This is a genomic window from Stenotrophomonas bentonitica (assembly GCF_002887735.1).
GTDB lineage: Bacteria > Pseudomonadota > Gammaproteobacteria > Xanthomonadales > Xanthomonadaceae > Stenotrophomonas > Stenotrophomonas bentonitica_A.
On the sequence record NZ_PKQP01000003.1, the window covers coordinates 277,773 to 304,750 of the forward strand.

Consider the following 26,978-nt stretch of genomic DNA (forward strand, 5'->3'; position numbering starts at 1 on the left):
TTCGAACGGAATCGCCCCCATGCGAAACACCCGGCAGCGCCGCCAACAGATCCTCCAGACCCTGGTCGAGCACGGCAACGTGCAGGTCAGCGAGCTGGTGGAGCGCTTTGCGGTGTCGGCAGTGACGATCCGCGCCGACCTGACCCACATCGAGTCGCAGGGGCTGGCCACGCGCACCCACGGGGGCGCCACGCTGGTGCGCACGCCGCCGCAGGAACAGGACATCCACGAGAAGGATGCGCTGAACCTGCCGATGAAGGACCGCATCGGTATCGAGGCGGCCAAGCTGGTCAAAGCCGGCGACAACATCATCATCGATTCCGGCTCGACCACGATGACCCTGGCGCGGCACCTGCGCGGGCATCGCGATGTCACGGTGATGACCAACGGGCTCAACATCGCCTGGGAGCTGGCCAATGCGCCCGGCGTGGAGCTGCTGCTCACCGGCGGGCTGCTGCGCAAGCAGTCGCTGTCGCTGCATGGCAGCCAGGCCGAAGCCAGCCTCAACACCTACAGCTTCGACACGTTGTTCCTCGGTGTGGACGGCCTGGACCTGCAGTTCGGCCTGACCACCCACCATGAGGCCGAAGCCAGCCTCAACCACCGCATGGTCGAGCGCGCGCGCCGCATCGTGGTGCTGACCGATGCCTCCAAGTTCGGCCGGGTCAGCCTGCACCGCATCGCGCGGCTGGACCAGGTCCATACCATCATCACCGACGCCAGCATCGAGCCCGAGTACCTGGAAGGGCTGCAGCGGCTGGGCGTCGAAGTGATCATCGCCGAGTCCCCGCCTTGACCGAGTCCCGCTCCCTGCACGGCCGCCTGCTCACCGACACCGGTTGGGTCCGCGGCGATCTCCATTTCGACCAGCGCATCACTGCCATCGACACCGCGCACGCCGACCCGCGCGACGATGCGGAGGTGCCGCTGATCCTGCCCGGCTTCATCGACCTGCATGTGCATGGCGGGGCCGGGGTGGACATCATGCAGGGCGGCACGACCGCGCAGACGGTGGCCCGCGCGCACGCCCGGCACGGCACCACCGCGCTGCTGGGCACCACCATGACCGCGCAGGAAGACGACATCACGCGGGCGCTTGAAGGCCTGTCCGCTGCGATCGCCACGCGCGAACCCGGCATGGCGCGCGTGCTCGGCGTCCACCTGGAAGGCCCCTTCATCAGCGCGCAGCGCCTCGGCGCGCAGCCACCATTGGTGGTCGAGGCCACCCTGGCCGACGTGCAGCGCCTGCACGCGATCGCCCCGATCAAGGTGCTGACCCTCGCCCCGGAAATCGGCCAGCACCTCGCGCTGATTCCTGCCCTGAGCGCGCTCGGTATCCGCGTGCAGCTCGGCCACAGCGCCGGCAGCTATGATGACGGCGTGGCCGCATTGAACGCCGGTGCGGCCGGCTTCACCCATCTGTTCAATGGCATGACCGGTGTGGACCACTACCACCCGGGCATCGCCACCGCCGCACTCGCGCATGCGCAGTACGCCGAACTCATTCCCGATCTGCAGCACGTGCATCCCGGCGCGATCCACACCGCGCTGCGCGCGATTCCGCGCCTGTACTGCGTCACTGATGCGACCGCCGCTACCGGCATGCCCGATGGCGAATACGCGCTCGGCGTACAGCGCGTGCACAAGTGCCTGGGCTGCGTGCGGCTGTCGAGCGGCTCGCTGGCCGGCAGCGCACTGACCATGGACCAGGCGCTGCGCAACCTGGTCTCGCTCGGCCTGGACATCGCCGATGCCTCCCACCGGCTGTCGCGCTACCCGGCCGACTACCTTGGCATCGATGACCGCGGCCGTATCGCGACCGGTGCCTGGGCGGACCTGGTGGTGCTCGACCACGACCTGCGCGTGCGCGGCGTGGTGGTGGAAGGCGACGACATCGCGCTCGACTGAGCGTGGACTCCCGCGCCGCCATGGCGCACGCAGCAGCAGACAGGACCGGCACGATGAACGACGTTTCCGCAGCCATGCCCGTGCACGCCGGCGCTTCCGCGCCACGCTGGCCGGTACGCTATCTGTTGTTCATCGGTGGCATGGGCGGGCTGCTCTACGGCATCGACATCGGCATCATCGCCGGCGCCCTGCCCTATCTGGAGGCCACCGCCACCGCGAGCTGGCACCTGACCAGCCAGCAGCTGGGTTTCGTGGTCGCCGCGGTGCTGTTGGGCAGTGTGCTGTCCTCGCTGTTCGCCGGGATGGTCGCCGACCTGATCGGCCGCCGTGGCGCGATGCTGCTGGCCGGCGTGCTGTTCACCGCGAGCATTCCGGTGATGGCATTGTCCGATGGCTATGGCGCGCTGTTGATGGGGCGCCTGCTGCAGGGCATCAGTGGCGGCCTGATCGGTGTCGTCGTGCCGCTCTACCTGGCCGAAGTGCTCAGCCCGGAACGACGTGGGCGTGGCGCGGCGATGTTCCAGTTGCTGCTGACCATCGGCCTGGTGCTGGCGGCCGTGATCGGGCTGTACCACGCGCATGCAGTGGATGCGGCGACGGCCGCGGTGCGCCATCTGCCCGGTGCCGAGCAGCAGCGCCTGCTGTTCGACGTCAAGGATCACGCCTGGCGCACCATTTTCTGGAGCTGCCTGCTGCCTGGGCTGGTGTTCACCGGGGGCGTGCTGCTGATCAGTGAATCCCCCCGCTGGCTCGTGCGCCGTGGCCGCATCGACAAGGCGCGCCGTGCCCTGCAGCGTACCGTCGCCGCGGATGAGGTGGAGCCGACCCTGCAGCGCATGCAGGCGCCCGAAGAGATGCAGACCGGCCGCAACGGCAAGCGCGACCCGCTGCTCAGCCGCCGCTACGTGTGGCCGTTCGTGCTGGCCTGCCTGGTGCTGGCCTTCACCCAGGCCACCGGCATCAATTCGGTGCTGGCCTACGCGGTCAACATCCTCAACCAGGCCGGCCTGCCTGGCTCGGTGGCCAATGGCGCCGATGTGGCGATCAAGCTGCTCAATGCCGTGATGACGGTGGTCGCGCTGCTGCTGGTGGACCGCAAAGGCCGCAAGTTCCTGCTGATGCTGGGCAGTGGCGGCATCACGCTGTCGCTGCTGGCTGCGGCGCTGCTGTTCGTGCAGAGCGAACGCGGGCGGCTGGATGTGCAGGCCGCGCTGCAGCAGCAGGTGAGCGGCACCACCTTGTCGCTGCCGCTGGACGCCGCGCAATGGCAGCGCCTGGACGGCAACGCCGGCACCGCGCCCCAGCAGCTGACCGTGTCCTACGCCTACGGCGGCTTCAGCAACGTGCGCTCACTGCGCAGCGACAACCCGATTGACGCCACGCTGCAGATCCGCCGCGAAGATGCGGTCTCCGCCGACAGCGTGATCGGCCGCTTCTTCCGCACGCTGCATCTCAACCCGTTCCCGGACCCGGCGCAGGCCGCGAACGCGCCGCTGGTGATCGAACGTGCGGTGATCGGCCCGGTGCCCTCGCCCACCCACGGCTGGCTGGTCGCCGGCTGCATCCTGCTGTTCGTGGCGTTCTTCGCGGTGGGCCCGGGCGTGTGCGTGTGGCTCGCGCTGTCCGAGCTGATGCCCACCCGCATCCGCTCCAACGGCATGAGCATCGCGCTGTTGATCAACCAGTTCGTTTCCACCGTGATCGCCGCGATCTTCCTGCCCACGGTCGGCCACCACGGCTACGCCAGCATGTTCTTCTTCTGGGCCGGTTGTACGCTGCTGTACTTCCTCATCGCCGCATTCTGGCTGCCGGAGACCAAGGGCAAATCGCTGGAGCAGATCGAGGCGAATTTCCGCTGAGCGCCTCCGCGGATCGCGAGGTGCTCAGGGCGCCTTGCCGGTGATCTCGGTATACAGCCGGTGGGCTTCCTCGTTGCTGTCCAGTCCGCTCACCTGCATGGACTGCGCGAAGGGGCCGGCGATGACGGCGACATTGAGGACCTGATCGCCAACGGTAAACGCCACACGCTTGGCGACGCGCGCTTCCGTCGCGGCGAGGATCCGCGGCGCCGCGGCATCCGTGAAGCGCAGGATCAGCGTCCCGTGTCCGGTGGTCCCGTCGCTGCCCACGGCCACCGAGGCGATGTCGGCCGTGGTGATGAAGGCCGGCTCGATCAGGGGCAGCACGTTGCCGTCGCGGTCCTTGAGCGTGGTGACGCCGGGGTGGCGGGCATCCTCGGCCACCTCACGCATCTGGATGCGTGCGTTCGCCAGCGGTGCGACGCCCGCCGGTGTCTCGATCGCCGCCGGCGCAGGAGGTGCCTGGGTGCAGGCGCTCAGTCCGGCACCCAGCATCATGGTGGCGATCAGCAGACAACTGCGCATGCCTGTTTCTCCTTGTGTGGGGACACGAGTATCGCCGCTGCGCGTGCTCAGCGCAGGCGGCGGATGCGCCAGGCCACCACGATCTGCAGTACGCCATAGAGCAGGCTGCCGATCCCTATCCACAGCGTGGTGACGGCAATGCCCGCCATCGGGTTGGCCACCATCATCGCGCCGAGCACGATGGCCAGCACGCCGCTGAGGATCAGCAGCCACTCGCCCTGGATTTCCTTGCGCACCCGGACCGCGAACACGATGCGGTAGATGCCGGCGACGATCAGCCAGGCCGCCAGCAGCAGGATCAGCACGCTGGCCGTGGCCAGTGGGTTGAGCACAGCCAACGCGCCGAACACCAGCGAAGCCAGCGCATAGACCAGCAGCCAGCCACGCGGCACGCCACTGCGGCCGAACAGCGCGAACAGACTGATCAGGCCTTCCACGAGGGCCATCACGCCAATCGCCCAGGCCAGCGCGGTGGCGGCCGACAGGGGCCGCGTGATCGCGATCAGCCCGAAGACCACGGCAACTACGCCGTACAGCATCAGCACCCACCAGCTGCGGCCGATGGCAGTGAGAAGAGGTGAGGTGCGCGAATCCGGCGGCAGGTTCATGTGACGTCCTTGCGGGGATGATGACGGGCCGATGGTACGACCTCGCGCCGTGCAGGGCGCGGCAACGGGGCTTACGGCACCCGCGCGCAGACCCAGACCTGCATCGGCCCGGCGCCGGCATACTGCAGCGCGCGCAACGCGGCATCGGTGGTCGCCCCGGTGGTCATCACATCATCGACGATGGTCAGCCCGGCGGGCGGATGCCCACGCACGGCGAAAGCATCGCGCAGGTTGCAGCGCCGGGCGTCCGCATCCAGCGTCGATTGCGCGGCGGTCTGGCGGGTGCGCTGCAGCCCGTTCCAGAGCGGGCAGCACAGCCCGCGTGCCAGTGGCTTGCTCAGTTCCAGCGCCTGGTTGTAACCCCGCTGGCGCAGGCGGCGGCGGTGCAGTGGCATCGGTTGCAGCGGCCCGGCCAGAAACGACGGCACGCGCTGCAGCATGAGCTGCGAGAGCAACCGTCCCGCGGCCAGATCCTGGTGGAACTTGAACCGGATGAGCAGCCTGTCGATCGGCGGCGCGTACAGGAACGCGGCACTGGCCGCCGCCTGGCGGGGACAGTCGTCCACACATCGCTCGCAGTGATCGCCGTCGGCGTCCCCGGGGTCGTCCACCGCCAGCGGCAGGGCGCAACGCCGGCAGGCACGGTCGTTCCACGGCAGCGCCCGATGGCAGGCGCGGCACAGGTCCATGCCGTCCTCGCCGGGACAATCGCAGACCAGGCAGCGCAACGGCAGGATCTGCCAGCCCAGCCAGCCCAGCGCACCGTAAACTTTAGATAAGATCATATGGTTGACAGATGGTGACAGCCTCACCAGACTGCCGCCCTTTCGTTCCACTATCTGTCAGGACACTCCCATGGCTTCTGTCATCCGCCACGACTGGCACCGCGAAGAGGTACTGGCCCTGTTCGCGCTGCCCTTCCCGGTCCTGCTGCATCGCGCGGCCAGCGTGCACCGCGAGCAGTTCGACCCGGCGGACGTCCAGATCTCGACCCTGCTCTCGGTCAAGACCGGCGGCTGCCCGGAAGACTGCGCGTACTGCCCGCAGGCGCAGCGCTACAGCACCGGCGTGGACGCACAGAAGCTGATGGTCACCGACGAGGTGGTCGCCAAGGCGCGCCAGGCCAAGGCGGCCGGCGCCTCGCGGTTCTGCATGGGCGCGGCGTGGCGCTCGCCCAAGGACCGCGACATCCCCAAGGTGGCGGCGATGATCCGCGAGGTGAAGGCGCTCGGCCTGGAGACCTGCGCCACGCTGGGCATGCTCAGCGGCGAGCAGGCCACCGCGCTGCGTGAGGCCGGGCTGGACTACTACAACCACAACCTGGACACCGCGCCGGATTATTACGATTCGATCATCCACACGCGCCAGTACCAGGACCGTCTGGACACGCTGGCGCATGTCCGCGATGCCGGGCTGAAGACCTGCTGCGGCGGCATCGTCGGCATGGGCGAGACGCGCGAGCACCGCGCCGGCCTGCTGCTGGCGCTGGCCACCCTGCCCGCCCACCCGGATTCGGTGCCGATCAACCGGCTGGTACAGGTCGCCGGCACCCCGCTGCACGGCACTGCCGCGCTGGACCCGTTCGAGTTCGTGCGGATGATCGCAGTGGCCCGCATCGTCATGCCACGTTCGATGGTGCGGCTCTCGGCCGGGCGCGAGGCGATGAGCGATGAGCTGCAGGCGCTGTGCTTCCTGGCGGGGGCCAATTCCATCTTCCATGGCGAAAAGCTGCTGACCACCGGCAATCCGGACACCGAACGCGACCTGGCCCTGTTCGAACGGCTGGGGCTGCGCCCGATGGCGGTCACGGTGGATGCCACCGGGCACGACCGCCCGGGTACGGTCCATGCCGACATCACCGCCGGCGGCCCCTGCGGGCGCGCGGCCTGAGCCCCGAGCAGCGGGCCCGGCAACCGGGTACGCTAACGGCCCACCCGGCCCCCCTGACGACCATGGCCCGTCCTGACCTGCACGACCGCATCCAGGCCCAGCGCAAGCTCCGCGACGCGCAGGGGCGCCTGCGGGTGCGCCGGGTGGTGAGCCGGCGCGATGGCGTGCAGCTGGAAATGGACGGTCAATGGCTGACCAACTTCTGCAGCAATGACTACCTGGGTCTGTCCCAGCAGTTCGGCGTGGTCAGCGCACTGCAGGATGCCGCCGCGCGCGAAGGCGCCGGCGCCACCGCCTCGCACCTGATCTGCGGCCACCACGCGCTGCATGACGCGCTCGAACGGGAGATGGCCGACTGGCTCGGCTATCCGCGGGCCCTGCTGTTCGGCAGTGGCTTTGCCGCCAACCTTGCCGTGCAGCAGGCGCTGCTCAGCGAAGAAGACGATGTCTGCGTGCAGGATCGCCTCAACCACGCCAGCCTGCTCGATGCCACGCGCCTGGCCGGTTGCCGCCTGCGTCGTTATCCGCACCTGGATACCGAAGGCGCACTGCGCCAGCTCAAGCACGCGCCCAACGGCGCGGCGATGCTGGCCACCGACGGTGTTTTCAGCATGGACGGCGACATCGCCCCGCTGCGGTCGTTGTCGCTGGTGGCACGCATGCAGGAAGCGCTGCTGTACGTCGATGACGCGCACGGTATCGGCGTGGTCGGTGAACACGGCCGTGGCTGCGTGGCCGATGCCGGCCTGGGCGTCAACGATGTGCCGCTGCAGCTGGCCACTCTCGGCAAGGCACTCGGCGGCAGCGGTGCGGTCGTCCTCGGCGACGAGGCGATGATCCAGCACCTGGCTGAAACCGCGCGCCCTTACATCTACACCACCGCCGTGCCGCCGGCCCAGGCCGCCGCGGCACTGGCTGCCGTGAAGCTCGCCCGCCGCGACGACTGGCGGCGCGAAAAGCTCACTGAGTTGATCGGCATCTTCCGCACCGGTGCCCGCCAGCACGGGCTGGAACTGATGCCGTCCGATACCCCGATCCAACCGCTGCTGTGCGGCGCCGAATCGACGGTGATGGCGTTGTCGGCCGCGCTGGAAGCAGCCGGTTTCCTGGTCAGCGCGATCCGCCCGCCGACCGTCCCCGAGGGCAAGGCGCGCCTGCGCGTGACCTTGTCCGCGCTGCATGCGCCGGCACAGGTCCACGCGCTGGTCGATGCGATCGCCCATGCACGCGACACTGCGGTCCAGCAGCACGCACTGAATACCCTGACCGCGTGATGCCGCAGCGTTGAGCATGCATATCGAGGTCATCGGCCAGGGCCCGGCACTGGTCCTCATCCACGGCTGGGCCCTGCATGGCGGTGTGTTCGCGCCGCTGGTGGAGCGCCTGTCCGCGCACGTCCAGCTGCACCTGGTGGATCTGCCCGGCCACGGTGCCAGCCGCGAGGACACCACGCCGCTGCGCCTGCCCTATGTGGTCAACGCCATCGCCGCGGCCACACCGCCAGCGGTGTGGTGCGGGTGGTCGCTCGGCGGTCTGTTCGCGCTGCATGCTGCGGCGACCCTGCCGCAGGTACGCGGTCTGGCGATGATCGCCGCGACGCCGCGTTTCGTGCGCGGCGATGACTGGCCGCACGCGGTCGAGCCGGCGGTGTTCGAGCAGTTCGGCCAGGATCTCGCGCAGGACTACCGCGGCACGCTGGAGCGCTTCCTGGCGCTGGATGCGATGGGCTCGGAGCACGCGCGGCAGGAACTGCGCACGCTGCGCGAAATGCTGGTCGCCCGCGGTGAACCGGCCCCGCGCGCATTGCAGGAAGGCCTGCGCCTGCTGGAGAACACCGACCTGCGCGGCGCCCTGGCCACCTTGGGCAAACCGAGCCTGTGGCTGGCCGGCCAGCGCGACCGCCTGGTCTCGGCGCGGGCCATGCAGGCCGCCGCGGCACGGGTGCCGGGCGCGCAGGCCCACGTGGTCGCCCAGGGCGGGCACGCGCCGTTCCTGGGCCATACCGACGAGGTCGCCACGCAGCTGCAACACTTCGTTGCCGCACTGCCTTGACCTGTTCCGGCCACGCATCGCCGATCATGTACGCCTGCCTTTCCCCACAGGACTGACCCATGGATCTTGGAATCGCCGGCCGCTGGGCCCTGGTCTGCGCCGCCAGCAAAGGCCTCGGGCTGGGCTGCGCGCGCGCACTGGCACGCGAAGGCGTCAACGTGGTCATCGCCGCGCGCGGTGAAGCGGCCCTGGACCGCGCCGTGCTCGAACTGCAGGCCCTGCCGGGTGCGCGCCGGGTGATCGGGGTCGTCGCCGACATCGCCACCACCCAAGGCCGCGACGCTGCGTTGGCCGCCTGTCCGCAGGTCGACATCCTGGTCAACAACGCGGGTGGCCCGCCGGCAGGCGATTTCCGCCAGTTCAGCCGCGAAGACTGGATCGCCGCGCTGGATGCCAACATGCTGGCCCCGATCGAGCTGATCCGCGCCACCGTGGACGGCATGATCGAGCGCGGCTTCGGCCGCGTGGTCAACATCACCTCCTCGTCGGTGAAGGCCCCGATCGACATCCTCGGGCTCTCCAACGGCGCACGCTCCGGACTGACCGGGTTCGTGGCCGGACTGGCCCGCAAGACCGTCGCGCACAATGTCACCCTCAACAATCTGCTGCCGGGCCAGTTCGATACCGACCGCCTGCGCGGCAACTTCGCCTACCTGGCGCAGCAGCAGGGCATCGACGCCGGCCAGCTGGCCGAACGCAAACGCACCCACATTCCCGCGGGCCGTTTCGGCACCGCTGACGAGTTCGGCGCCGCCTGCGCCTTCCTGTGCAGCGCGCAGGCCGGCTACATCACCGGGCAGAACCTGCTGATTGATGGCGGCGCCTACCCGGGCACCTTCTGATTCCACCCGCACCACCGTTTTGAGCCGTGAGTACCCCATGACGTCCAGCTTCGATCCGCATCACGTCCGCCGCGCCTTCTCGCGCGCCGCCCGCAGTTACGACGCCGCCGCCGCGCTGCAGCGCGAGGTGGAGAAGCGCCTGCTCGAATCGCTGGACTACCTGGAAAACCGCCAGCCCCAGGTGGTGCTCGATGTCGGCAGCGGCACCGGCCACGCCAGCGCGCTGATGAAGAAGCGCTGGCCCAAGGCGCAGGTGATCGCGCTGGACCTGGCCCAGCCGATGCTGCGCGAAGCAAAGAAGCAGGCCGGCTGGTGGAAGCCGTTCTCGCGCGTGTGCGGCGACGCGCAGGCATTGCCGGTGCTGGACCAGAGCGTGGATGTGATCTTCAGCAACCTGTGCCTGCAGTGGGTCGAGGATCTTCCGGCGGTGTTCGCCGGGTTCCGTCGTGCGCTCAAGCCGGGCGGCCTGCTGCTGGTCTCCACGTTCGGGCCGGAGACGCTGATCGAACTGCGCGATGCGTTCGCCGCCGCCGACGAGGTGCCGCATGTCAGTCGTTTCGCCCCGATCGCGCAGTTCGGCGATGCGCTGATGATGTCCGGCTTCCGCGACCCGGTGCTGGACCGCGACCTGTTCACCCTGACCTACGACGACCTGACCGCGCTGATGCGCGAGCTGCAGGCGATCGGCGCCACCAACGCGCGCCAGGACCGCCGCCACACACTGACCGGGCGCGGGCGTTTCGATGCCGCGCGTGCCGCCTACGAGCCGCTGCGACGCGAGGACGGCAAGCTGCCCAGCAGCTGGGAAGTGATCTACGCACACGCCTGGGCACCGGAAGGTGGCGCACCGATCCGCGAGCGCGGGCACGATGTCGCCACGGTGCCGGTGTCGGCGATTCCGATCCGCCGCAGAACGCCCTGAGCCGATCGCGCTGATCGAGGTGATCGCGCCGGCCGCGGTGATCACGGTGATCCCGTAGAGCCGACCGTTGGTCGGCTGGCCGCACGGCGGCCCGGCGGGCCAGCCGACCAACGGTCGGCGCTACGACGGGAACAGGTCGCGGTGGAAGAAATAGATTTCCTGCGCCAGGAACCGCCAGCTGGTGTGGAAGCTGCGGAAGCGCGTGCTCGGCGTGGACGAGGCCAGCGCATCGATGCCCAGTTCGCGGCACAGGCGCAGCGCGCGCGCCATGTGCAGCGGGTCGCTGACGATGATCACGCGGTGCAGCTTGCGCTGCTCCATCAAGCGCCGCGCCTCGATCAGGTTCTGCCGCGTGGTGCGTGAGGCGGTCTCGATCAGGATCGCGTCATCGGGCACGCCCTGCTTGAGCGCGTAGCGACGTGCCACCTGCGACTCGGAAAAACGCGCGCCGGTGCCGCCATAGCCACCGGTGAAGATCAGCAGCGGCGCATAGCCCTGCTGGTAGAGATCCAGCCCGTGGCGGATGCGCTCTTCGAACACCGGCGAAGGCTTGGCGTCATAGGCTGCCGCGCCGAGCACGATGATCGCGTCGGCCTTCTGTGCCTGGTCGCGCTCGCCGATCCAGACGATCCACGCCGTGACCCCGAGCAGCCACACGGCCAGCACGATGCACAGCCGCCACAGCCACCCGAACACGCCCACTCCGGTGCGTCGGCTCATACCGCGCCCCACGGCAGCGCATCCAGATCCACATTGCCCCCGGAAAGCACCACGCCCACCCGTTTGCCGGCAAAGCGTGCCGGTTCGGCGAGGATCGCCGCCAGGGCGATCGCCGAGGACGGTTCCACCACCTGCTTGAGCACCTGCCAGATCAGCCGCATCGCAGCGACGGTCGCCTCATCGGCGACGGTGATGACCTGGGCCGCGCCCTGCAGCAGCGCGAAGTTGGGCGCGCCGAGCGTCCCGCGCAGGCCATCGCAGACGGTGTGGGGGGTGAAATCGATGCGGCGCTCGCCAGCGGCCAGCGAGCGCGCGGTATCGTCCGCGCCCAGCGGCTCGGCCAGGACCAGCTCGGCCAGCGGGGCGCCGGCCTGCAGTGCCAGCCGCGTGCCCGCGGCCAGGCCACCGCCGCCCACCGGCACCACCATCATCTCCAGCCCTTCGCTGGCATGCAGCAGTTCCAGCGCGGCCGTACCCTGGCCGGCAATGACGCACGGGTCGGTATAGGGATGGACCAGGATCGCCCCGGTTTCGGCCTGGACCTGGGCGCACATGGCTTCGCGCGCGGCGATCGAGGCATCGCAGCGCCACAACGTGGCCCCGTGGCGGCCGATGTTGGCCAGTTTCGCCGCCACCGCGCCCTCGGGCACGACCACGTGACAGGCAATCCCACGGGTACGTGCGGCCAGCGCCAGGGCGGCGCCATGGTTGCCCGAGGAGTGGGTGACCACCCCGCGCCGGGCCTGCGCCTCGGTCAGCGCCCACACGGCATTGCAGGCACCGCGGAACTTGAAGGCGCCGCTGCGCTGCAGGTGTTCGGCCTTGAAGACCACAGTGGCGCCGGTCAGCGCATCCAGGGTGCGCGAGCGCAACACCGGGGTCACGCGGGCGTGCGCGGCAATGCGCGCCGCCGCCGCCAGCACGTCGTCAACACAGGGCAAGGGTGAATCGCTCATGACGCAAGATTAACGTATGCCCCCTTCCCACATCCGACTTGATGAACGTGTCAGCATGGCAACCATTCATTCGGATCGGGCCGAGTTAAGGGCTGATTCAATGCCTTGGGCCGAAGCTGGCCCTACAGCCCGTTGGGGGGACCCATCATGAAAATGCGCCTTGTTCTTGCCGGTGGCCTGTTGTTGGCCCTGTCCGGCTGCGCGACGTACGACTATGTCGGCGGTGGCGGCGGCAGCGGCTACTACCACGGCGCACCATCGGTCGAGTATCGCTACCCGGCCGGATACCCCTATGGGTACGGCAGCGGCTACTACGGTGGCGGGTATTACGGCTATGGCGGTGGCTACGGCTATCCGGTGTATCGCCCGTATCCGAACTATCGCCCGCCGCACAATCACCGCCCACCGCCGCGCCCCGGCCATGGCAACGGCAACGGCAACCCGACCCGTCCGCCGGATCGCCCGCGGCCGAACAACGGCGGCTCGCCATGGCGGAACATGGATTCGCTCGGTGGGCCGCGCCGGCCGCCGCAGCAGCAACGGCAGCAACAGCAGCGTCCGTCGCCGCCGCAGGCACGCCCGGCCCAGGCGCCGCGTCCGTCTTCGCCGAGGATGAACGGTTCCCCGTGGCGGAATCTCAACAATGCGAACCAACGCACAGTTGAGCACTGAGATGGCTTGATTTTCACGCGCCCGGCAGTTCACTCTAGCCGGGCGGTGACAGCCACGGTCACAAAGTGCCAAAAGCGACAAGTGGCGTCACATTCGGCTCTATGTCGATATCCGCCAGGAACATCTGGATCCCCCCTGTTCCGGCCCTGTCGGATGTCGGCACCTTAAACGCAGAAGGCCCCGCTACTGGCGGGGCCTTCTGTATTTGGGCGGCGCGTTCGCGCTGGAACCGGCAAAAAACAGGGCCGACAGTCCCCCGACTGCCGGCCCCTCTGCTTCCCCACGATGCGCTTGGACCGGCCCCTGTTCCAATTCCGGTCCGTTGCGCACAAGGCGCATGCCATCCTGGGTGCTATTGGGTTATCTGCAGAAAACGTGCCAACTTGAGGGTGGATTTCACGGCCCCCGACGAATGGCGCTAAAATCGCCACCCGCGCCCTGCCTCCAGGGCTGATCCGGGCCGCCCGGCCCCGTCCCGAGCTCCTCCGCCATGACTGACTCCTTCTACCGCTACGACGTGATCGTCATCGGCGGCGGCCACGCCGGCACCGAAGCCGCGCTGGCGGCCGCACGCAGCGGTGCGCGCACCCTGCTGCTGACCCACAACGTCGAAACCATCGGTGCGATGAGCTGCAACCCGGCCATCGGCGGCATCGGCAAGGGCCACCTGGTCAAGGAGATCGACGCCCTGGGCGGCGCAATGGCGCATGCCGCCGACCGCGCCGGCATCCAGTGGCGCACGCTCAACGCCTCCAAGGGCCCGGCCGTTCGCGCCACGCGCTGCCAGGCCGACCGCAATCTGTACCGCATGGCGATCCGCCAGATCGTCGAGGCCCAGCCCAACCTGACCGTGTTCCAGGCGGCGGTCGATGACCTGGTCATCGAGGGCGATGCCGTGCGTGGCGCGATCACCCAGACCGGCCTGCGCTTCAGCGCGACCGCCGTGGTGCTGACCGCCGGCACCTTCCTGGCCGGCAAGATCCACGTCGGTGAGACCCAATACGCCGCCGGCCGCATGGGCGACCCGCCGGCGACCACGCTGGCCGCGCGCCTGCGCGAGCGCCCGTTCGTGATCGACCGCCTGAAGACCGGCACGCCGCCGCGCATCGACGGCCGCTCGCTGGATTACCGCCTGATGGAAGAACAGCCCGGCGACGACCCGCGCCCGGTAATGTCCTTCCTGGGCAGCGTGGACGAGCATCCGGCGCAGGTCAGCTGCTGGATCACCCACACCAGCGAGCGCACCCACGAGATCATCCGCAACGCGCTGCACCGCTCGCCGCTGTACAGCGGCCAGATCGAAGGCATCGGCCCGCGCTACTGCCCCTCCATCGAGGACAAGGTGGTGCGCTTCGCCGAAAAAGCCAGCCACCAGATCTTCGTCGAGCCCGAAGGGCTGGACGTGGTCGAGATCTATCCCAACGGCATCTCCACCTCGCTGCCATTCGATGTGCAGCTGGCGCTGGTGCGCAGCATGCGTGGCTTCGAGAACGCGCACATCACCCGCCCCGGCTATGCGATCGAATACGACTTCTTTGATCCGCGCGGGCTGAAGAACACGCTGGAGACCAAGACCGTCAGCGGCCTGTTCTTCGCCGGCCAGATCAACGGCACCACCGGCTATGAAGAAGCCGCCGCGCAGGGTCTGCTGGCCGGCCTCAACGCCGCCCGCTTCACCCGTGACGACGCCGGCTGGTGCCCGCGCCGCGACGAGGCCTATCTGGGCGTACTGGTCGACGACCTGATCACCCACGGCACCAACGAGCCGTACCGCATGTTCACCAGCCGCGCCGAGTACCGCCTGCAGCTGCGCGAGGACAATGCCGACGTGCGCCTGACCGGCCTTGGCCGCGAACTGGGGCTGGTGGATGACCGCCGCTGGAGCGCATTCCAGACCAAGCAGGACGCGGTGGCACAGGAGACCGCGCGGCTGCGCGCCCTGTGGGCCACGCCGGGCAATGCGCTCGGCCGCGAGGTGGAAGCCACGCTGGGAGTGGCGGTCAGCCGCGAAACCAACGTGCTGGACCTGATCAAGCGCCCGGAACTGGACTACGCCAAGCTGATGCAGGTGCCGTCGCTCGGCCCCGCCGTGGCCGACGCCAAGGTGGCCGAACAGGTCGAGATCGGCGTGAAGTACGCCGGCTACCTGGACCGCCAGCGCGACGAGATCGAACGCCAGCAGCGTCATGAAAACACCGCCATCGCCGCCGATTTCGATTACGCCAGCGTGCGCGGTCTCTCGGCCGAAGTGCAGCAGAAGCTCGAGCGCGTGCGGCCGCAGACCATCGGCCAGGCCCAGCGCATCCCCGGCATGACCCCGGCGGCAATCTCGCTGCTGCTGGTCCATCTGGAACGCGCGCGCCGCATCCGCGCCGCGTAACGCGGCATGCCCCCGGTAGAGCCGACCGTTGGTCGGCTGCACGACAACCCCCGGTAGAGCCGACCGTTGGTCGGCTGCACAGCCGCCGCCCGGGGATTCCGGGCAGCCGACCAACGGTCGGCTCTACCGTCGATGGCGTGCGGTCGCGCCGTCGTGCAGTTGTGCAGTTGTGCAGTTGTGCAGTCGATGGTCTGCGCGCCAGCGGCGGTTGGCGGGCACACCCGCGTTATCATCGGGGGCCGGGACAACGCGGCAGGCGGCGTCCCAGTCCCTGCGTTGCCGGAGTTCATGCATGTCCCCGATCCGCCCCTTCCTCGACAAGCTGCCGGTGCTCGGCGAACGCGTCTACATCGATCCGGCCTGCACCATCATCGGCGATGTGGTGCTGGGCGATGACGTCTCGGTCTGGCCGGGGACGGTGATCCGCGGGGATGTGAACCACGTGCGGATCGGTGCGCGCAGCAACATCCAGGACGGCACCATCATCCACGTCAGCCACCACAGCCCCTTCAACAAGGGCGGCTACCCCACCATCATCGGCGAGGGCGTCACGGTCGGCCACGGCACCATCATCCATGCCTGCACGATCGGCGATTACTGTCTGATCGGCATGGGCGCCTGCATCCTCGATGGTGCGCAGGTGAACACGCACGGGTTCCTGGGCGCCGGCGCGGTGCTCGGCCCGGGCAAGGTGGTCGGCAAGGGCGAGCTGTGGCTGGGCAACCCCGCACGGCTGGCGCGCACGCTCAGCGACAAAGAGATCGAATCGCTGCATTACTCGGCCGATCACTACGTGCGCCTGAAGGACCAGTACCGGGGGTGATGGTGGCCGCGCCGCTGGGCATCGGGATCGGTGCGCGGTAAAGTCCTCAGCCGACCAGGAAGCAGTCGAGACCCGCATGCCCCCGCTGGCAGCCCGGAGAGGAATCCGGCATCCCCTGTGGCCTTCCCTACGGCCCACCGTGACGCGCCGCCCATGAGCGCGCCCATGCTGGATACCTACCGGGAGGTCATCACCCCCGAAGGCGTGCCCCTGCACCTGCCCGTCGCTGGTCCGTTGCCGCGTGCGCTGGCGTGGGCGATCGACTTCGTGATCCGGGTCGGCGCACTGATGATGCTGAGTATTCCGCTGGCCTTCCTCGGCGGGTTCGGCCAAGGGCTCTACCTCGGCCTGATGTTCCTGCTGATGTGGGCCTACACGATCGTCCAGGAGGCGTGCTGGGGCCGCACCCTGGGCAAGCGCGCGATGGGCCTGCGCGTGGTCGCGCGCGATGGTGGGCCGATCGGCTGGATGAGCGCGATCACCCGCAACCTGCTGCGCACCGTGGACATGCTGCCGTTCGGCTATGCGCTGGGGCTGCTGTCGAGCCTGTTCGATGCGCATGGCCGCCGCCTCGGCGATCTGGTCGCCGGCACCATGGTGATCCATCAGGGCGCCGCGCCGCTGGGCGGCACGGTGCCGGTCGGCAGTGTGCTGGTACCACCGCAACCGCTGCAGCCGGCCGAACAGGCCGCTGTGGTCGCTTTCGCCGAGCGTGCGCCGCGGCTGTCGGCGCCACGCCAGCAGGAACTGGCCGATATCGCCGCGCCGCTCACCGGAAGCCACGGCCAGGTCGGCGTGCTGCGCCTGTATGCGATGGCCAACTGGCTGTTGGGGCGGCGATGAGGCAGGAACAGTTCGTCGCCCGCTACCAGGCCGAATGGCAGGCGCTGGAGCACTGGCTGGCCCAGCGCGGTGAGCACCCGCGGCAGGCGCGCCGGCAGCCAGCACACGAGGGCCTGGACGATGGCGACTTCCCGCAGCGTTACCGCCGCCTGTGCCAGCAGCTCGCGCTGGCGCGCCGGCGCGGTTACAGCCCGCAGCTGGTGGCGCGGCTGCAGCAGCTGATGCAGCAGGGCCATACCCTGCTGTACCGCACCCCGCGCCCGCAGTGGCAGCGCGCACTCGCCTTCCTGTTCGCCGATTTCCCGCAGCTGGTGCGCAGCCAGGCCCGCAGCATGTGGGTCGCTGCGGCGTTGTTCGTGGTGCCGCTGGTGGGCAGTTTCGCGCTGATCCTGTGGCGCCCCGAGCTGATCCACCTGCTGCTGGACAACGCGCGCATCGCCGAGTTCGAGCGCATGTACGATCCGGCCTCGCCGAACCTGGGCCGCGACAGCGGCACCAACTGGACGATGTTCGGCTACTACATCATGAACAACATCAGCATCGGCCTGCGCACGTTCGCCTTCGGGCTGATCGCCGGTGTCGGCACCGTGTTCGTGATGCTGTTCAACGGCGTCGGCATCGGATCGGTGGCCGGGCATCTGCAGCATATCGGCCACGGCGATCCGTTCTGGCGCTTCGTGGCCGGCCATGGTGCATTCGAGCTGACCGCGATCGTGATCGCCGGCGGCGCTGGGCTGCAGCTGGGCATGAAACTGCTTGCGCCCGGTCGCCGGCGGCGCATCGATGCGCTGGTCGAGGGCGGTGTGATCGGGGCCAAGCTGTGCGTGGGCGTTGCCGCGATGCTGCTGGTGGCCGCCTTCATCGAAGCGTTCTGGTCCTCGATCGCCGCGATCCCGGCGTGGGGCAAATACAGCGTGGCCGCGGTGCTGTGGACCGCGGTGTTCGTGTGGTTGTGGCGCGGCGGGCGCGGAGCGGCCGATGCAGATTGATCGGCTCAACATCGTGCTGCGCGCGCGCTCGGGCTGGGAGGCCATGGAGCTGGGGATGGCCCTGGTGCGACGGCACGCCGCGGCGATCTGGGCGCCGTGGGTGAGCGTGTCGCTGCCGGTGTTCGTGCTGCTCAACGCGCTGGCCTGGTGGACGGACAGCTTCGGCTGGGCCTGGTTGGCGATGTGGTGGCTCAAGCCATTGTTCGAACGCATCGCGTTGTACGTGATCTCGCGCGGGGTGTTCGGCGATGCCTCGACGACCACGCAGACACTGCGCGCGCAGCGCACGTGGGGCTGGCAGGGCTTCTGGGGCTACCTCGGCTGGCGGCGCCTGAGCCCGCTGCGCCCGGTGCTGCTGCCGGTGAATCTGCTCGAGGGCACGGACGCTGCGCATCGCCGCCAGCGTCGGCGTGCGATCGCCGGCGGCGCGGTCGGTCACGCGCTGCTGCTGACGCTGGTGTGCATGGTCTTCGAGATCGTGCTGGTGGTCGGCGGCATCGCGGCGGTGTTCCTGTTCATCCCGGTGGACCTGTTGTCCGAGTCCTGGCGCGCGGCGTGGGAGCTGGCCAAGCAGGACATGCCGGCGTGGATGCAGCTGGGCGTGAACCTGCTGTTCTGGGCCGCTGCGACGTTGATCGGTCCGTTCTACGTCGGCGCCGGCTTCGGCCTGTACCTGGACCGGCGCACGCAGATGGAAGCGTGGGATCTGGAGATCGCCTTCCGCCGCCTGCACGCCCGGCTGCAGCAGGCCGCGCCGCTGCTGGTGCTGGCCCTGGTGCTGATCTGGCCGAGCGCGGCGCTGCACGCCCAGCAGACATCCAACAGCAAGGGGGCGGTGGCTGCACCGGCTGCCGCGCCGTCGCTGGAGGACGGTCTGGCGCCCGCGGCCGACGCGGGGTCCGATGCGCCTGAGGATGAAGACGCCGAAGACGAGGCGCCGGACGCTCCCACCCGGACGTTCGACAACGATCCGGACAACACGGTGGTCGGCGTCTTCGGCAACGAGGCGGTGGACACCGCCGGCTTCCGTCAGGCGGTGCAGCGCGCGTATGAAGACCCGCTGCAGAGCCCGACCCGCGAGGTCACCGAGTGGAAGCGCACGGATAGCGAGGCGGCCGAGGCCGAGAAGGCAAAACGCGAGGCCGCCGCCAAGGCATCCCGGCAACGTGGCAACAAGGGCCCATTGCTGCCGGCCCAGATCGCCGAGTGGGCGCTGTGGGCCGTGGTCGGCGTCCTGGTGGTGCTGCTGCTGATCACCGCGCCGCGCTGGCTGCCGTGGCTGCGTGGCTCCGGCCAGCGCCGCCGGGCCAAGGCTGTGGCGGTCGTGGAAGAGCCGATCCGGGTACCGGACGTGGCGCCACCCGATCCCGCCGCGCGTGCGCGTGCACTGTGGCAGGAGGGCCGCCCACGGCAGGCGCTGGCGCTGCTGTATCGCGCCAGCGTGGAGTCCATGAGCGAGCGCGCGCAGATCAGCCTGCCGCCGGGCGCCACCGAAGCGCAGTGCCTGCGGGCCTCGCGACGGATGCCGGTCGAGGCCGACCGCCGCCTGTTCGAACGCATCGTGCGGGTCTGGCAGTACGCTGCGTATGCCGGCCGGCTGCCGGCCGATGATGATTTCGAAGCGCTGGCCACCACCCTGCAGCGCCAGTTCGGGTGGCGCGCATGAGCACCCGTCTGCGCTGGCTGCTGCTCGGCCTTGTGCTGCTGGTGATCGGGGTGCCGCTGGCGATCCTGTTCCTGCGCACGCACGAGCGGGTAACCCAGCTCGAGCACCTGCCGCCACAGGGTGAAGCCAGCTACAACCCGTTGTATGTGCTCGGTCAGGCACTGCGCGCGGACGGGCTTACCGTACAGTCGCAACCGCGCCTGGACCTGGCCCGGATGCCGTTGCAGCCGGGCGACACGCTGGTGCTGCTGCAGGACAGCGCGGAAGTGCCCGCGCCTGCCGCCACCGCGCTGATGGCCTGGGTGGCGCGTGGCGGCCATCTGATCGTGCGCACGCCACCGGTGGGCAAGGAGACTGCGCGCAATGGTCCGCTGCTGGACGCGCTCGGCGTGGACAGCGAGGACTACGGAAACGACTGCCAGCCGTTCCACGTTCGCGATGATCCGCAGCACGTCGAGTTCTGCAACGGACGCCGCTTCGCGGTCCAACCGCCCAAGGGCGTGGCGGTCGAGCGCCAGTGGGGCGACACGGGCGATCTGGTGTTCGCCCGCCTGCGCCACGGCCAGGGCCGCATCGATGTGCTGGCGGACATGGCCTTCATGGACGGCAAGGGCCGGCCCAATCCGACCGTTGCGCAGAACGCTGCCAACGCCGCCATCGACGGCCTGCACGACAAGGCCCATCGCGACCTGACCCGCTACGTGCTTGCACCCAACTACGGCAAGGGCACGATGTGGCTGGTCTACGCCTCGCGCCCGCCGTCGTTGTGGAACCGCGTGTTTTACCACGGCTGGCCGGTGTGGGCGCCGTTGCTGCTGGCCCTGCTCGGCTGGCTCTGGCAGCGCGCGCAGCGCCTGGGCAGCGAACTGCCTTCGCCGCCGGCCGAACGCCGTTCCCTGCTCGAACACATCCGCGCCAGCGGCGAACACCTGCTGCGTTTCGGCAAAGCGCCGCTGCTGTACGACGCGGTCCGGCGCGCATTCCTGGCCCGCCTGCGGCGGCGTTCGCCGAGTGCGGCCGCGCTGACCGGCGAGGCCCGGGTGCAGGCCGTCGCCACCTTGCTGCAGTGGTCGCACGAGCGCGTGCAGACCGCGTTGACCCCACCCGCTTCCCACGACGTCGCCGGCCTGCGCGACCGCATCCGCCTGCTGATCCAGATGAGAAACCTGCTATGACCGAGCCGACGCTTCCGCCGCCGCTGTCCCCTCCTGCCGTGACGCCTTCACCGTCGCCGTTGTCCGAGCGCGTCGATGCCGTGCGCGAGGCCGTGGGCCGTGCCTTCATCGGCCAGCCCGAGGTACTCGACCAGATCCTGATCGCGCTGCTGGCCGGCGGCCATGTGCTGATCGAAGGCGTCCCCGGGCTGGGCAAGACCCTGCTGGTGCGCGCCCTCGCCCAGGCCCTGGAGCTGGACTACGGCCGCGTGCAGTTCACCCCGGACCTGATGCCCAGCGATGTCAGCGGCCATGCGGTGTACGACCCGAAGACGGAGAGCTTCCAGATCCGCCGCGGCCCGGTGTTCACCAACCTGCTGCTCGCCGATGAAATCAACCGTGCGCCGGCCAAGACCCAGTCGGCCCTGCTGGAAGTGATGCAGGAAGGCCAGGTCACCATCGAAGGCAAGGCGTTCGCGCTGACCCCGCCGTTCTTGACCCTCGCCACCCAGAACCCGGTCGAGCAGGAAGGCACCTACCCGCTGCCGGAAGCGCAGCTGGACCGCTTCCTGCTCAAGGTGCTGATCGACTACCCGGCGCTGGAAGACGAGAAACGCATGGTCGATGCGATCACCACCGGCCGCAGCGCGGCCGACTTCGATCTCTCGCAGGTGCCGCGCGTGCTGAGCGGGGCCGAGGTGGTCGCGCTGCAGCAGGCGACCGCGGCGATCACGGTCGATCCGGAAGTGATCGACTACGCGGTGCGGATCGTCGCCGCCACGCGGCAGTGGCCGGGCATCGCGCTCGGTGCCGGCCCGCGCGGCAGCATCGCGCTGGTGCGTGCGGCGCGTGCGCAGGCGGTGCTGTCCGGCCGTGATTTCGTCACCCCAGACGACGTGCGCGACATCGCCAGACCGGCGCTGCGCCACCGCATCGCCCTGGCACCGGAACTGCAGATCGAAGGACAAAGCGCCGACGATGCCTTGACCGCGCTGCTGGCCAAGGTGGACGCACCGCGCAAATGAGGGGGCGCGTTTTCCATCGCGGGCAGGCGGCATGAGGCCGGGCCTACTGCTGCTGGCGCTGCTGGCCGGCTGGGGCCTGCTCGGCATGCCGGTGGTGCTCGGTGCCTGGCCGCACGCAGTCTGGTGGGCGATCGGCGGCGGCGTGGCGCTGATTGCGCTGGTGGACCTGCTGCGCCTGCGTGCCCAGCCCTCGCCCAGCGTGCATCGCGAACTGCCCGAGTCTCTGGCGTTGAACGTCGAGCGTGAGGCCACGCTGCGTCTGGAGTCGAGCCGCCACCAGCGTGTGGAGGTGTTTGATCTGGTTCCCGGTGGGTGGAGCCTGCAGGGTCTGCCGCGCAGGCTGGCCCTCAAGCCGATGGTGACCAGCAGCGTGGCGTACCGGTTGACCCCGACCACACGTGGCCGCTTTGTGTTCGAGGGCGTGCATCTGCGCATGCACAGCGCCTGGCGCCTGTGGCATCAGCGGCGGCAGCTGCCGCCGGCGATGACGGTGCGCGTGTACCCGAACTTCGCCCCGCTGACGCGCTTCGCCTTGTTCAGTGCCGAACAGGCCTCGCGCCTGGTCGGTGCGCACCTCAAGCGCCGCCGCGGCGAAGGCACCGACTTCCACCAGATGCGCGAGTACCGCGTCGGCGACAGCCTGCGCCAGATCGACTGGAAGGCCACCGCACGTGCGCGCAAGCTGGTGTCGCGTGAGTACCAGGACGAGAAGAACCAGCAGCTGGTGCTGATGATCGACACCGGCCGGCGCATGATGGCCAGCGAAGGCGGCCTGTCGCACTTCGATCATGTGCTCAACGCGGCGCTGGTGGTGTCCTACCTTGCGCTGCGCCAGGGCGACGGCGTGGGCCTGTTTGCGGCCGGGGGCGACAGCCGCTGGGTCGCGCCCAGACGCGGCATGGGCACCATCGATACCCTGCTGCGCGCCAGCTACGATCTGCAGGCGCAGCCGGTGGCCACCGATTACCTCGCCGCTGCCACCGAGTTGTCGCTGCGTCAGCGCCGGCGCTCGCTGGTGATGCTGGTCACCAACGTGCGTGACGAGGACATCGAAGACCTGCTCGCCGCAGTGCGCCTGCTGCAACGCCAGCACCTGGTGTGCGTGGCCAGCCTGCGCGAACGCGCGCTGGATGATGCGCTGTCCCAGCCGGTGGAAACCCTGCAGGACGCTGCCCAGGCCGGTGCGATCGCGCGTTACCTGCAGCAGCGCAGCGACGCACATGACGCGCTGCGCAGCCACCGGGTGATGGTGCTGGATGTCACCGCCGAAGCACTGCCCGGGGCGCTGGTGGAACGCTACCTGGCGGTCAAGCGGGATGGGTTGCTGTAACGCTCAGAGATAGATGCGCGTCGGCGCTTCGTCGATGATCGCGTGCGGTACGAAGCGGGCGCTGTCGCGGGTGATCCGGCTGTTGTCTTCGCGGATGCCCATGCCACAGGCGTGGTCACCCACCACCCAGCTGCCGATCAGCGGATAGCCGCCATCGAACGCGGTGAGCGGATGCGCGGCCTGGCGGATCGCCGGGCCGGTGTACGGGCCTTCGCTTTCCTGCCAGCTGCCATCGGCCAGGTGCATGGCCACATTGGCGCCCTCGCGTGAAAACAGCGGCTTGCGCACCCAGCCACGCGGCAGCTCGCTGCCATCGTCGAACTCGGCGGCGAGCAGGTTCGGGTGACCCCGGTGGCGCTGCCACAGCAGCGGCAGCACGCCCTTGTTGCTGAGGATCGCCTTCCACGCCGGTTCCAGCAGCTGCACGCCCGAGGCGGGCAGCGCCTGGCCGAACGACTCGGTCATCAGGTCTTCCAGCGGGTACAGCTTGAACAGGCTGCCGATCACGGTGTCGTCGAGCGCGGTGAAGCGCCCGTCCTCGGACAGGCCGATATCCTCGATCGCGATCGCTTCGCCGCGCAGGCCGGCCTGGGCCGCGCAGTCGCGCAGGTAGGCGACCGTGCCCTGGTCTTCGTCCGACGCACCCACCGCGCTGAAATACAGCGGCGGCGGCAGCTGCGCGGCCAGTTCACCGAACCGTTCGACCAGGGCTTCATGGATCGCGTTGAACTGGTCGGCGTGCGGCGGCAACCGGTTCTGGTTGCGCTGGTCCTCCAGCCATTGCCACTGGAAGAACGAGGCTTCGAACAGCGAGGTGGGCGTGTCGTAATTGAGCTCGTACAGCTTGGCCGGGCCGCTGCCGTCGTAGGCGAAATCCAGCCGCCCATACAGGTGCGGCTCGCGGCGGCGCCAGCTGTCGGCGATCCAGTCGCGGAACTGCGGCGGGATCGCCAGCTGGTCCATCAGCTGCTGGCTGCCCACCACCTCGTCCACCAGGTCCATCGCCATGGCATGCAGCTCGGCGCTGGGATCTTCGATGTCCTGCTCGATCTGACGCAGGGTGAAGGCGTAATACGCGGTTTCATCCCAGTACGGCAGGCCATCGATGGTGTGGAAACGGAACCCCGACTCTTCGGCCCGGGCGCGCCACTGGCTGCGCTCGGCGATACGCACGCGCTGCATCGATCAGCCGCCGACGCTGCTGCGGTTGCTGCTGGTGTTGCCGAAGCCACCGCGGCTGGCGGTGACCGCCCGGTTCGGGGTGGCGTTGACCGGCGCCAGGCCGGCCTTGCCGGCGCCGATGCCGCTGGCGGTGTTCATCCCACCGGTGGACGGGCCCGGACGGGCCCAGCCCTTGGCCTTGTCCTGGTAGGCCGGCGCCGCCGCCGGCTGCTGGGCCAGACCCGCGCCGCCGCGGTTGCTGAGCATCTGCGACATGAAGAAGCCCATCATCATCGGGCCGATGAACGAGTGGCCGGTGGAGGTCTTCTGTTCCACGCACTGCTCGGCGTTGTACTCGGCCTCACAGGCTTCGCGCGTGGCGTACTTGGGGGCGGCATCGGCCGACTGCTTCTGCGCTTCGGCAAAGGCATTGCGGCAGCTGGACGGATCGCCGGTGGCTTCGGTACAGGCCTGCACCGAGGTGTAGAGCCCTTCCTGCACCTGCACGGCCTCGTTCTTCTGGCAGGCGGTGAACAGCAGCGGCGCAGCGCTCATCAGCAGCAGCGCAGTGGTCCTGGAACGTTTCATGGCGTCATGCCCCCTAGTGCGGTTATCTCCCCAATCATGCCTGATCGGCGCGAACAACCAAAACCGGCAAAGTCGAAAACATGAACAGCGTTTCAGGATTCGATCGCGCGGCAGCGGCGAAGGTGGTTGCAAACGCAACCGGAATTTTTCGGCAGAATCGAGGCGAAACGCGCCCCCACGGCCCGCCAGATCCTGCCAGCCACCATGCCTGAATACCGCTCCCGCACCTCCACCGCCGGCCGCAACATGGCTGGCGCACGCGCCCTGTGGCGCGCCACCGGGATGACAGATGGCGACTTCCACAAGCCGATCATCGCCGTCGCCAACTCGTTCACCCAGTTCGTGCCCGGCCACGTGCACCTCAAGGACCTGGGCCAGCTCGTGGCGCGCGAGATCGAGCAGGTCGGCGGCGTGGCGAAGGAATTCAACACCATCGCGGTGGATGACGGCATCGCCATGGGCCATGACGGCATGCTGTATTCGCTGCCCAGCCGCGAGATCATCGCCGACTCGGTGGAGTACATGGCCAACGCACACTGCGCCGATGCGCTGGTGTGCATCTCCAACTGCGACAAGATCACCCCCGGCATGCTGATGGCCGCGCTGCGCCTGAACATCCCGGTGGTGTTCGTCTCCGGCGGGCCGATGGAAGCGGGCAAGACGCGCCTGTCCGAGCACAAGCTGGACCTGGTCGATGCCATGGTGATCGCCGCCGATGAAAGCGCCAGCGATGAGAAGGTCGCCGAATACGAGCGCAGCGCCTGCCCCACCTGCGGCTCGTGCTCGGGCATGTTCACCGCCAACTCGATGAACTGCCTGACCGAGGCACTGGGCCTGTCGCTGCCGGGCAACGGCTCCACCCTGGCCACGCACGCCGACCGCGAGCAGCTGTTCCGCCGTGCCGGCCGCCTGATCGTGGAACTGTGCCACCGCTGGTATGGCGGCGAAGAGATCGGTGCGCTGCCCCGCGGCATCGCCACCCGCCAGGCGTTCGAGAACGCGATGACGCTGGATATCGCGATGGGCGGCTCGACCAACACCATCCTGCACCTGTTGGCGGCGGCGCAGGAGGCGGAAGTGGACTTCGACCTGCATGCCATCGACGCGCTCTCGCGCCGTGTGCCGCAGCTGTGCAAGGTCGCTCCGAACACGCCGAAGTACCACATGGAGGACGTGCATCGCGCCGGCGGCGTGTTCGGCATCCTCGGTGAGCTTGCGCGGGGCGGCCTGCTGCACACCGACGTGCCGACCGTGCACAGCCGCACCCTGGCCGAGGCGATCGCACGTTGGGATGTGGCGGTGAGCACCGATGAGAAGGTGCACGATTTCTTCCGCGCCGGGCCGGCAGGCATCCCGACCCAGATCGCGTTCAGCCAGGCCACGCGCTGGCCGACGCTGGACGTGGACCGCGCCGAAGGCTGCATCCGCGATGTCGCCCATGCGTACTCCGCAGAAGGTGGACTGGCCGTGCTGCGTGGCAACCTGGCCGTTGATGGCTGCGTGGTGAAGACTGCCGGCGTGGATGAATCCATCCATGTGTTCGAAGGCAACGCGCGGGTGTTCGAGAGCCAGGACGCCGCCGTGCAGGGCATCCTCGCCGATGAAGTCGTCGCCGGTGACGTGGTCGTGATCCGCTACGAAGGCCCGCGCGGCGGCCCGGGCATGCAGGAGATGCTGTACCCGACCAGCTATCTGAAATCCAAGGGGCTGGGCAAGCAATGCGCCCTGCTCACCGACGGCCGTTTCTCCGGCGGCACCTCGGGCCTGTCGATCGGGCATGCCTCGCCGGAAGCGGCCTCGGGCGGCACCATCGGCCTGGTTCGCGATGGCGACCGCATCCGCATCGACATCCCGGCGCGGCGCATCGATCTGCTGCTGGATGACGCCACGCTGGCGGCACGCCGTGCCGAGCAGGACGCCCTGGGCTGGAAACCGCGCGAGGCGCGCCCGCGCAAGGTCACCGGCGCGTTGAAAGCCTATGCGTTGCTGGCGACGAGTGCCGATAAGGGCGCGGTGCGGGATCTGGCGAAGCTGGAGGACTGAGAGCGCCTGGAGGCGCCGCCCG

Annotated in this window: 25 protein-coding genes; 18 read left to right on the forward strand and 7 right to left on the reverse strand. The window is 69.1% G+C overall.

Translation table 11 applies throughout. The annotated features are described in order from the left end of the window. Positions 1–19: 19 nt before the first annotated feature. Genes C0R07_RS08370 through C0R07_RS08380 form a run of 3 tightly spaced genes read left to right on the forward strand, consistent with a single transcriptional unit; the run spans position 20 to position 3,767 of the window. Entirely contained in the window at positions 20–796 is a 777-nt protein-coding gene (locus C0R07_RS08370; protein ID WP_019185238.1) for a DeoR family transcriptional regulator, read from the forward strand. Next, on the forward strand, positions 793–1,908 hold the full coding sequence (gene nagA / locus C0R07_RS08375) for an N-acetylglucosamine-6-phosphate deacetylase (RefSeq protein WP_070472469.1): 1,116 nt from the start codon (positions 793–795) through the stop codon (positions 1,906–1,908). Before C0R07_RS08370 ends, nagA begins: the two co-directional genes overlap by 4 nt. 53 nt (positions 1,909–1,961) lie before the next feature. After that, positions 1,962–3,767 carry an MFS transporter gene (locus tag C0R07_RS08380; protein ID WP_102788647.1) on the forward strand — a complete coding sequence of 602 codons (1,806 nt, stop codon included), beginning with the start codon at positions 1,962–1,964 and terminating at the stop codon, positions 3,765–3,767. Positions 3,768–3,791: 24 nt separating this feature from the next. On the opposite strand, the gene C0R07_RS08385 is transcribed toward C0R07_RS08380, so the two are convergent. The 3 genes from C0R07_RS08385 to C0R07_RS08395 form a co-directional block, all read right to left on the reverse strand. After that, positions 3,792–4,292, reverse strand: coding sequence for a SecDF P1 head subdomain-containing protein (locus C0R07_RS08385; RefSeq protein ID WP_070472475.1), 501 nt, complete (start codon positions 4,290–4,292; stop codon positions 3,792–3,794). Between the two features lie 47 nt (positions 4,293–4,339). Then, the gene (locus C0R07_RS08390) at positions 4,340–4,900 is read right to left on the reverse strand and encodes an HdeD family acid-resistance protein (protein WP_070472478.1); all 561 of its coding nucleotides are present in this window, start codon (positions 4,898–4,900) and stop codon (positions 4,340–4,342) included. 71 nt (positions 4,901–4,971) lie between these two features. Next, entirely contained in the window at positions 4,972–5,685 is a 714-nt protein-coding gene (locus C0R07_RS08395; RefSeq protein ID WP_070426156.1) for a ComF family protein, read from the reverse strand. A gap of 70 nt (positions 5,686–5,755) precedes the next feature. Here C0R07_RS08395 and bioB point away from each other — a divergent pair, with 70 nt between their 5' ends. From bioB to bioC, 5 genes are all read left to right on the forward strand, one after another. Next, positions 5,756–6,790, forward strand: coding sequence for a biotin synthase BioB (gene bioB, locus C0R07_RS08400; protein ID WP_102788648.1), 1,035 nt, complete (start codon positions 5,756–5,758; stop codon positions 6,788–6,790). Positions 6,791–6,852: 62 nt separating this feature from the next. After that, the gene (gene bioF, locus C0R07_RS08405) at positions 6,853–8,064 is read left to right on the forward strand and encodes an 8-amino-7-oxononanoate synthase (RefSeq protein ID WP_102788649.1); all 1,212 of its coding nucleotides are present in this window, start codon (positions 6,853–6,855) and stop codon (positions 8,062–8,064) included. Positions 8,065–8,080: 16 nt separating this feature from the next. After that, a complete protein-coding gene (gene bioH, locus C0R07_RS08410) occupies positions 8,081–8,842 on the forward strand; it encodes a pimeloyl-ACP methyl ester esterase BioH (RefSeq protein WP_102788650.1) in 762 nt (253 codons plus the stop codon). 59 nt (positions 8,843–8,901) lie between these two features. Continuing rightward, on the forward strand, positions 8,902–9,684 hold the full coding sequence (locus tag C0R07_RS08415; RefSeq protein ID WP_070472490.1) for an SDR family oxidoreductase: 783 nt from the start codon (positions 8,902–8,904) through the stop codon (positions 9,682–9,684). 37 nt (positions 9,685–9,721) lie between these two features. Further along, positions 9,722–10,606, forward strand: a complete 885-nt coding sequence (gene bioC, locus C0R07_RS08420) for a malonyl-ACP O-methyltransferase BioC (protein WP_070472493.1) — start codon at positions 9,722–9,724, stop codon at positions 10,604–10,606. 120 nt (positions 10,607–10,726) lie between these two features. On the opposite strand, the gene C0R07_RS08425 is transcribed toward bioC, so the two are convergent. Then, on the reverse strand, positions 10,727–11,338 hold the full coding sequence (locus tag C0R07_RS08425) for a YdcF family protein (protein WP_026070106.1): 612 nt from the start codon (positions 11,336–11,338) through the stop codon (positions 10,727–10,729). Beyond that, positions 11,323–12,282 (reverse strand): pyridoxal-phosphate dependent enzyme, encoded by a 960-nt coding sequence (locus C0R07_RS08430; protein ID WP_102788651.1) that lies wholly within the window; start codon positions 12,280–12,282, stop codon positions 11,323–11,325. Before C0R07_RS08430 ends, C0R07_RS08425 begins: the two co-directional genes overlap by 16 nt. A 147-nt stretch (positions 12,283–12,429) precedes the next feature. Between C0R07_RS08430 and C0R07_RS08435 the strand changes: the two genes are divergently transcribed. The 9 genes from C0R07_RS08435 (at position 12,430) to C0R07_RS08480 (ending at position 23,164) form a co-directional block, all read left to right on the forward strand. After that, positions 12,430–12,954 carry a hypothetical protein gene (locus C0R07_RS08435; RefSeq protein WP_102788652.1) on the forward strand — a complete coding sequence of 175 codons (525 nt, stop codon included), beginning with the start codon at positions 12,430–12,432 and terminating at the stop codon, positions 12,952–12,954. A gap of 490 nt (positions 12,955–13,444) precedes the next feature. Beyond that, on the forward strand, positions 13,445–15,334 hold the full coding sequence (mnmG, locus tag C0R07_RS08445; RefSeq protein WP_102788654.1) for a tRNA uridine-5-carboxymethylaminomethyl(34) synthesis enzyme MnmG: 1,890 nt from the start codon (positions 13,445–13,447) through the stop codon (positions 15,332–15,334). A gap of 292 nt (positions 15,335–15,626) precedes the next feature. Beyond that, positions 15,627–16,157: a gamma carbonic anhydrase family protein gene (locus C0R07_RS08450; protein WP_102788655.1), complete on the forward strand. Its 531-nt coding sequence runs from the start codon at positions 15,627–15,629 to the stop codon at positions 16,155–16,157. Between the two features lie 153 nt (positions 16,158–16,310). Continuing rightward, complete coding sequence (locus C0R07_RS08455; RefSeq protein ID WP_102788656.1) at positions 16,311–17,000, forward strand: RDD family protein; 690 nt, start codon at positions 16,311–16,313, stop codon at positions 16,998–17,000. Then, complete coding sequence (locus C0R07_RS08460) at positions 16,997–17,989, forward strand: stage II sporulation protein M (protein ID WP_070426168.1); 993 nt, start codon at positions 16,997–16,999, stop codon at positions 17,987–17,989. The genes C0R07_RS08455 and C0R07_RS08460 overlap by 4 nt, the downstream gene beginning before the upstream one ends. After that, positions 17,979–19,655 (forward strand): DUF4129 domain-containing protein, encoded by a 1,677-nt coding sequence (locus tag C0R07_RS08465; protein ID WP_102788657.1) that lies wholly within the window; start codon positions 17,979–17,981, stop codon positions 19,653–19,655. Before C0R07_RS08460 ends, C0R07_RS08465 begins: the two co-directional genes overlap by 11 nt. Continuing rightward, a complete protein-coding gene (locus C0R07_RS08470) occupies positions 19,652–20,830 on the forward strand; it encodes a DUF4350 domain-containing protein (RefSeq protein ID WP_102788744.1) in 1,179 nt (392 codons plus the stop codon). Before C0R07_RS08465 ends, C0R07_RS08470 begins: the two co-directional genes overlap by 4 nt. Continuing rightward, on the forward strand, positions 20,827–21,834 hold the full coding sequence (locus C0R07_RS08475) for an AAA family ATPase (protein WP_254427811.1): 1,008 nt from the start codon (positions 20,827–20,829) through the stop codon (positions 21,832–21,834). Before C0R07_RS08470 ends, C0R07_RS08475 begins: the two co-directional genes overlap by 4 nt. Before the next feature lie 31 nt (positions 21,835–21,865). Then, positions 21,866–23,164 carry a DUF58 domain-containing protein gene (locus C0R07_RS08480; protein ID WP_102788658.1) on the forward strand — a complete coding sequence of 433 codons (1,299 nt, stop codon included), beginning with the start codon at positions 21,866–21,868 and terminating at the stop codon, positions 23,162–23,164. Positions 23,165–23,167: 3 nt separating this feature from the next. Here the strand turns inward: C0R07_RS08480 and C0R07_RS08485 are convergent, their stop codons facing one another. Beyond that, a complete protein-coding gene (locus C0R07_RS08485; RefSeq protein ID WP_102788659.1) occupies positions 23,168–24,346 on the reverse strand; it encodes a glutathionylspermidine synthase family protein in 1,179 nt (392 codons plus the stop codon). A 3-nt stretch (positions 24,347–24,349) separates the two neighbouring features. Then, positions 24,350–24,913, reverse strand: coding sequence for a DUF1190 domain-containing protein (locus tag C0R07_RS08490; RefSeq protein ID WP_070472525.1), 564 nt, complete (start codon positions 24,911–24,913; stop codon positions 24,350–24,352). 204 nt (positions 24,914–25,117) lie between these two features. On the opposite strand from C0R07_RS08490, the gene ilvD reads away from it, so the two are divergent. Continuing rightward, the gene (gene ilvD / locus C0R07_RS08495) at positions 25,118–26,956 is read left to right on the forward strand and encodes a dihydroxy-acid dehydratase (RefSeq protein WP_102788660.1); all 1,839 of its coding nucleotides are present in this window, start codon (positions 25,118–25,120) and stop codon (positions 26,954–26,956) included. Positions 26,957–26,978: the final 22 nt, after the last annotated feature.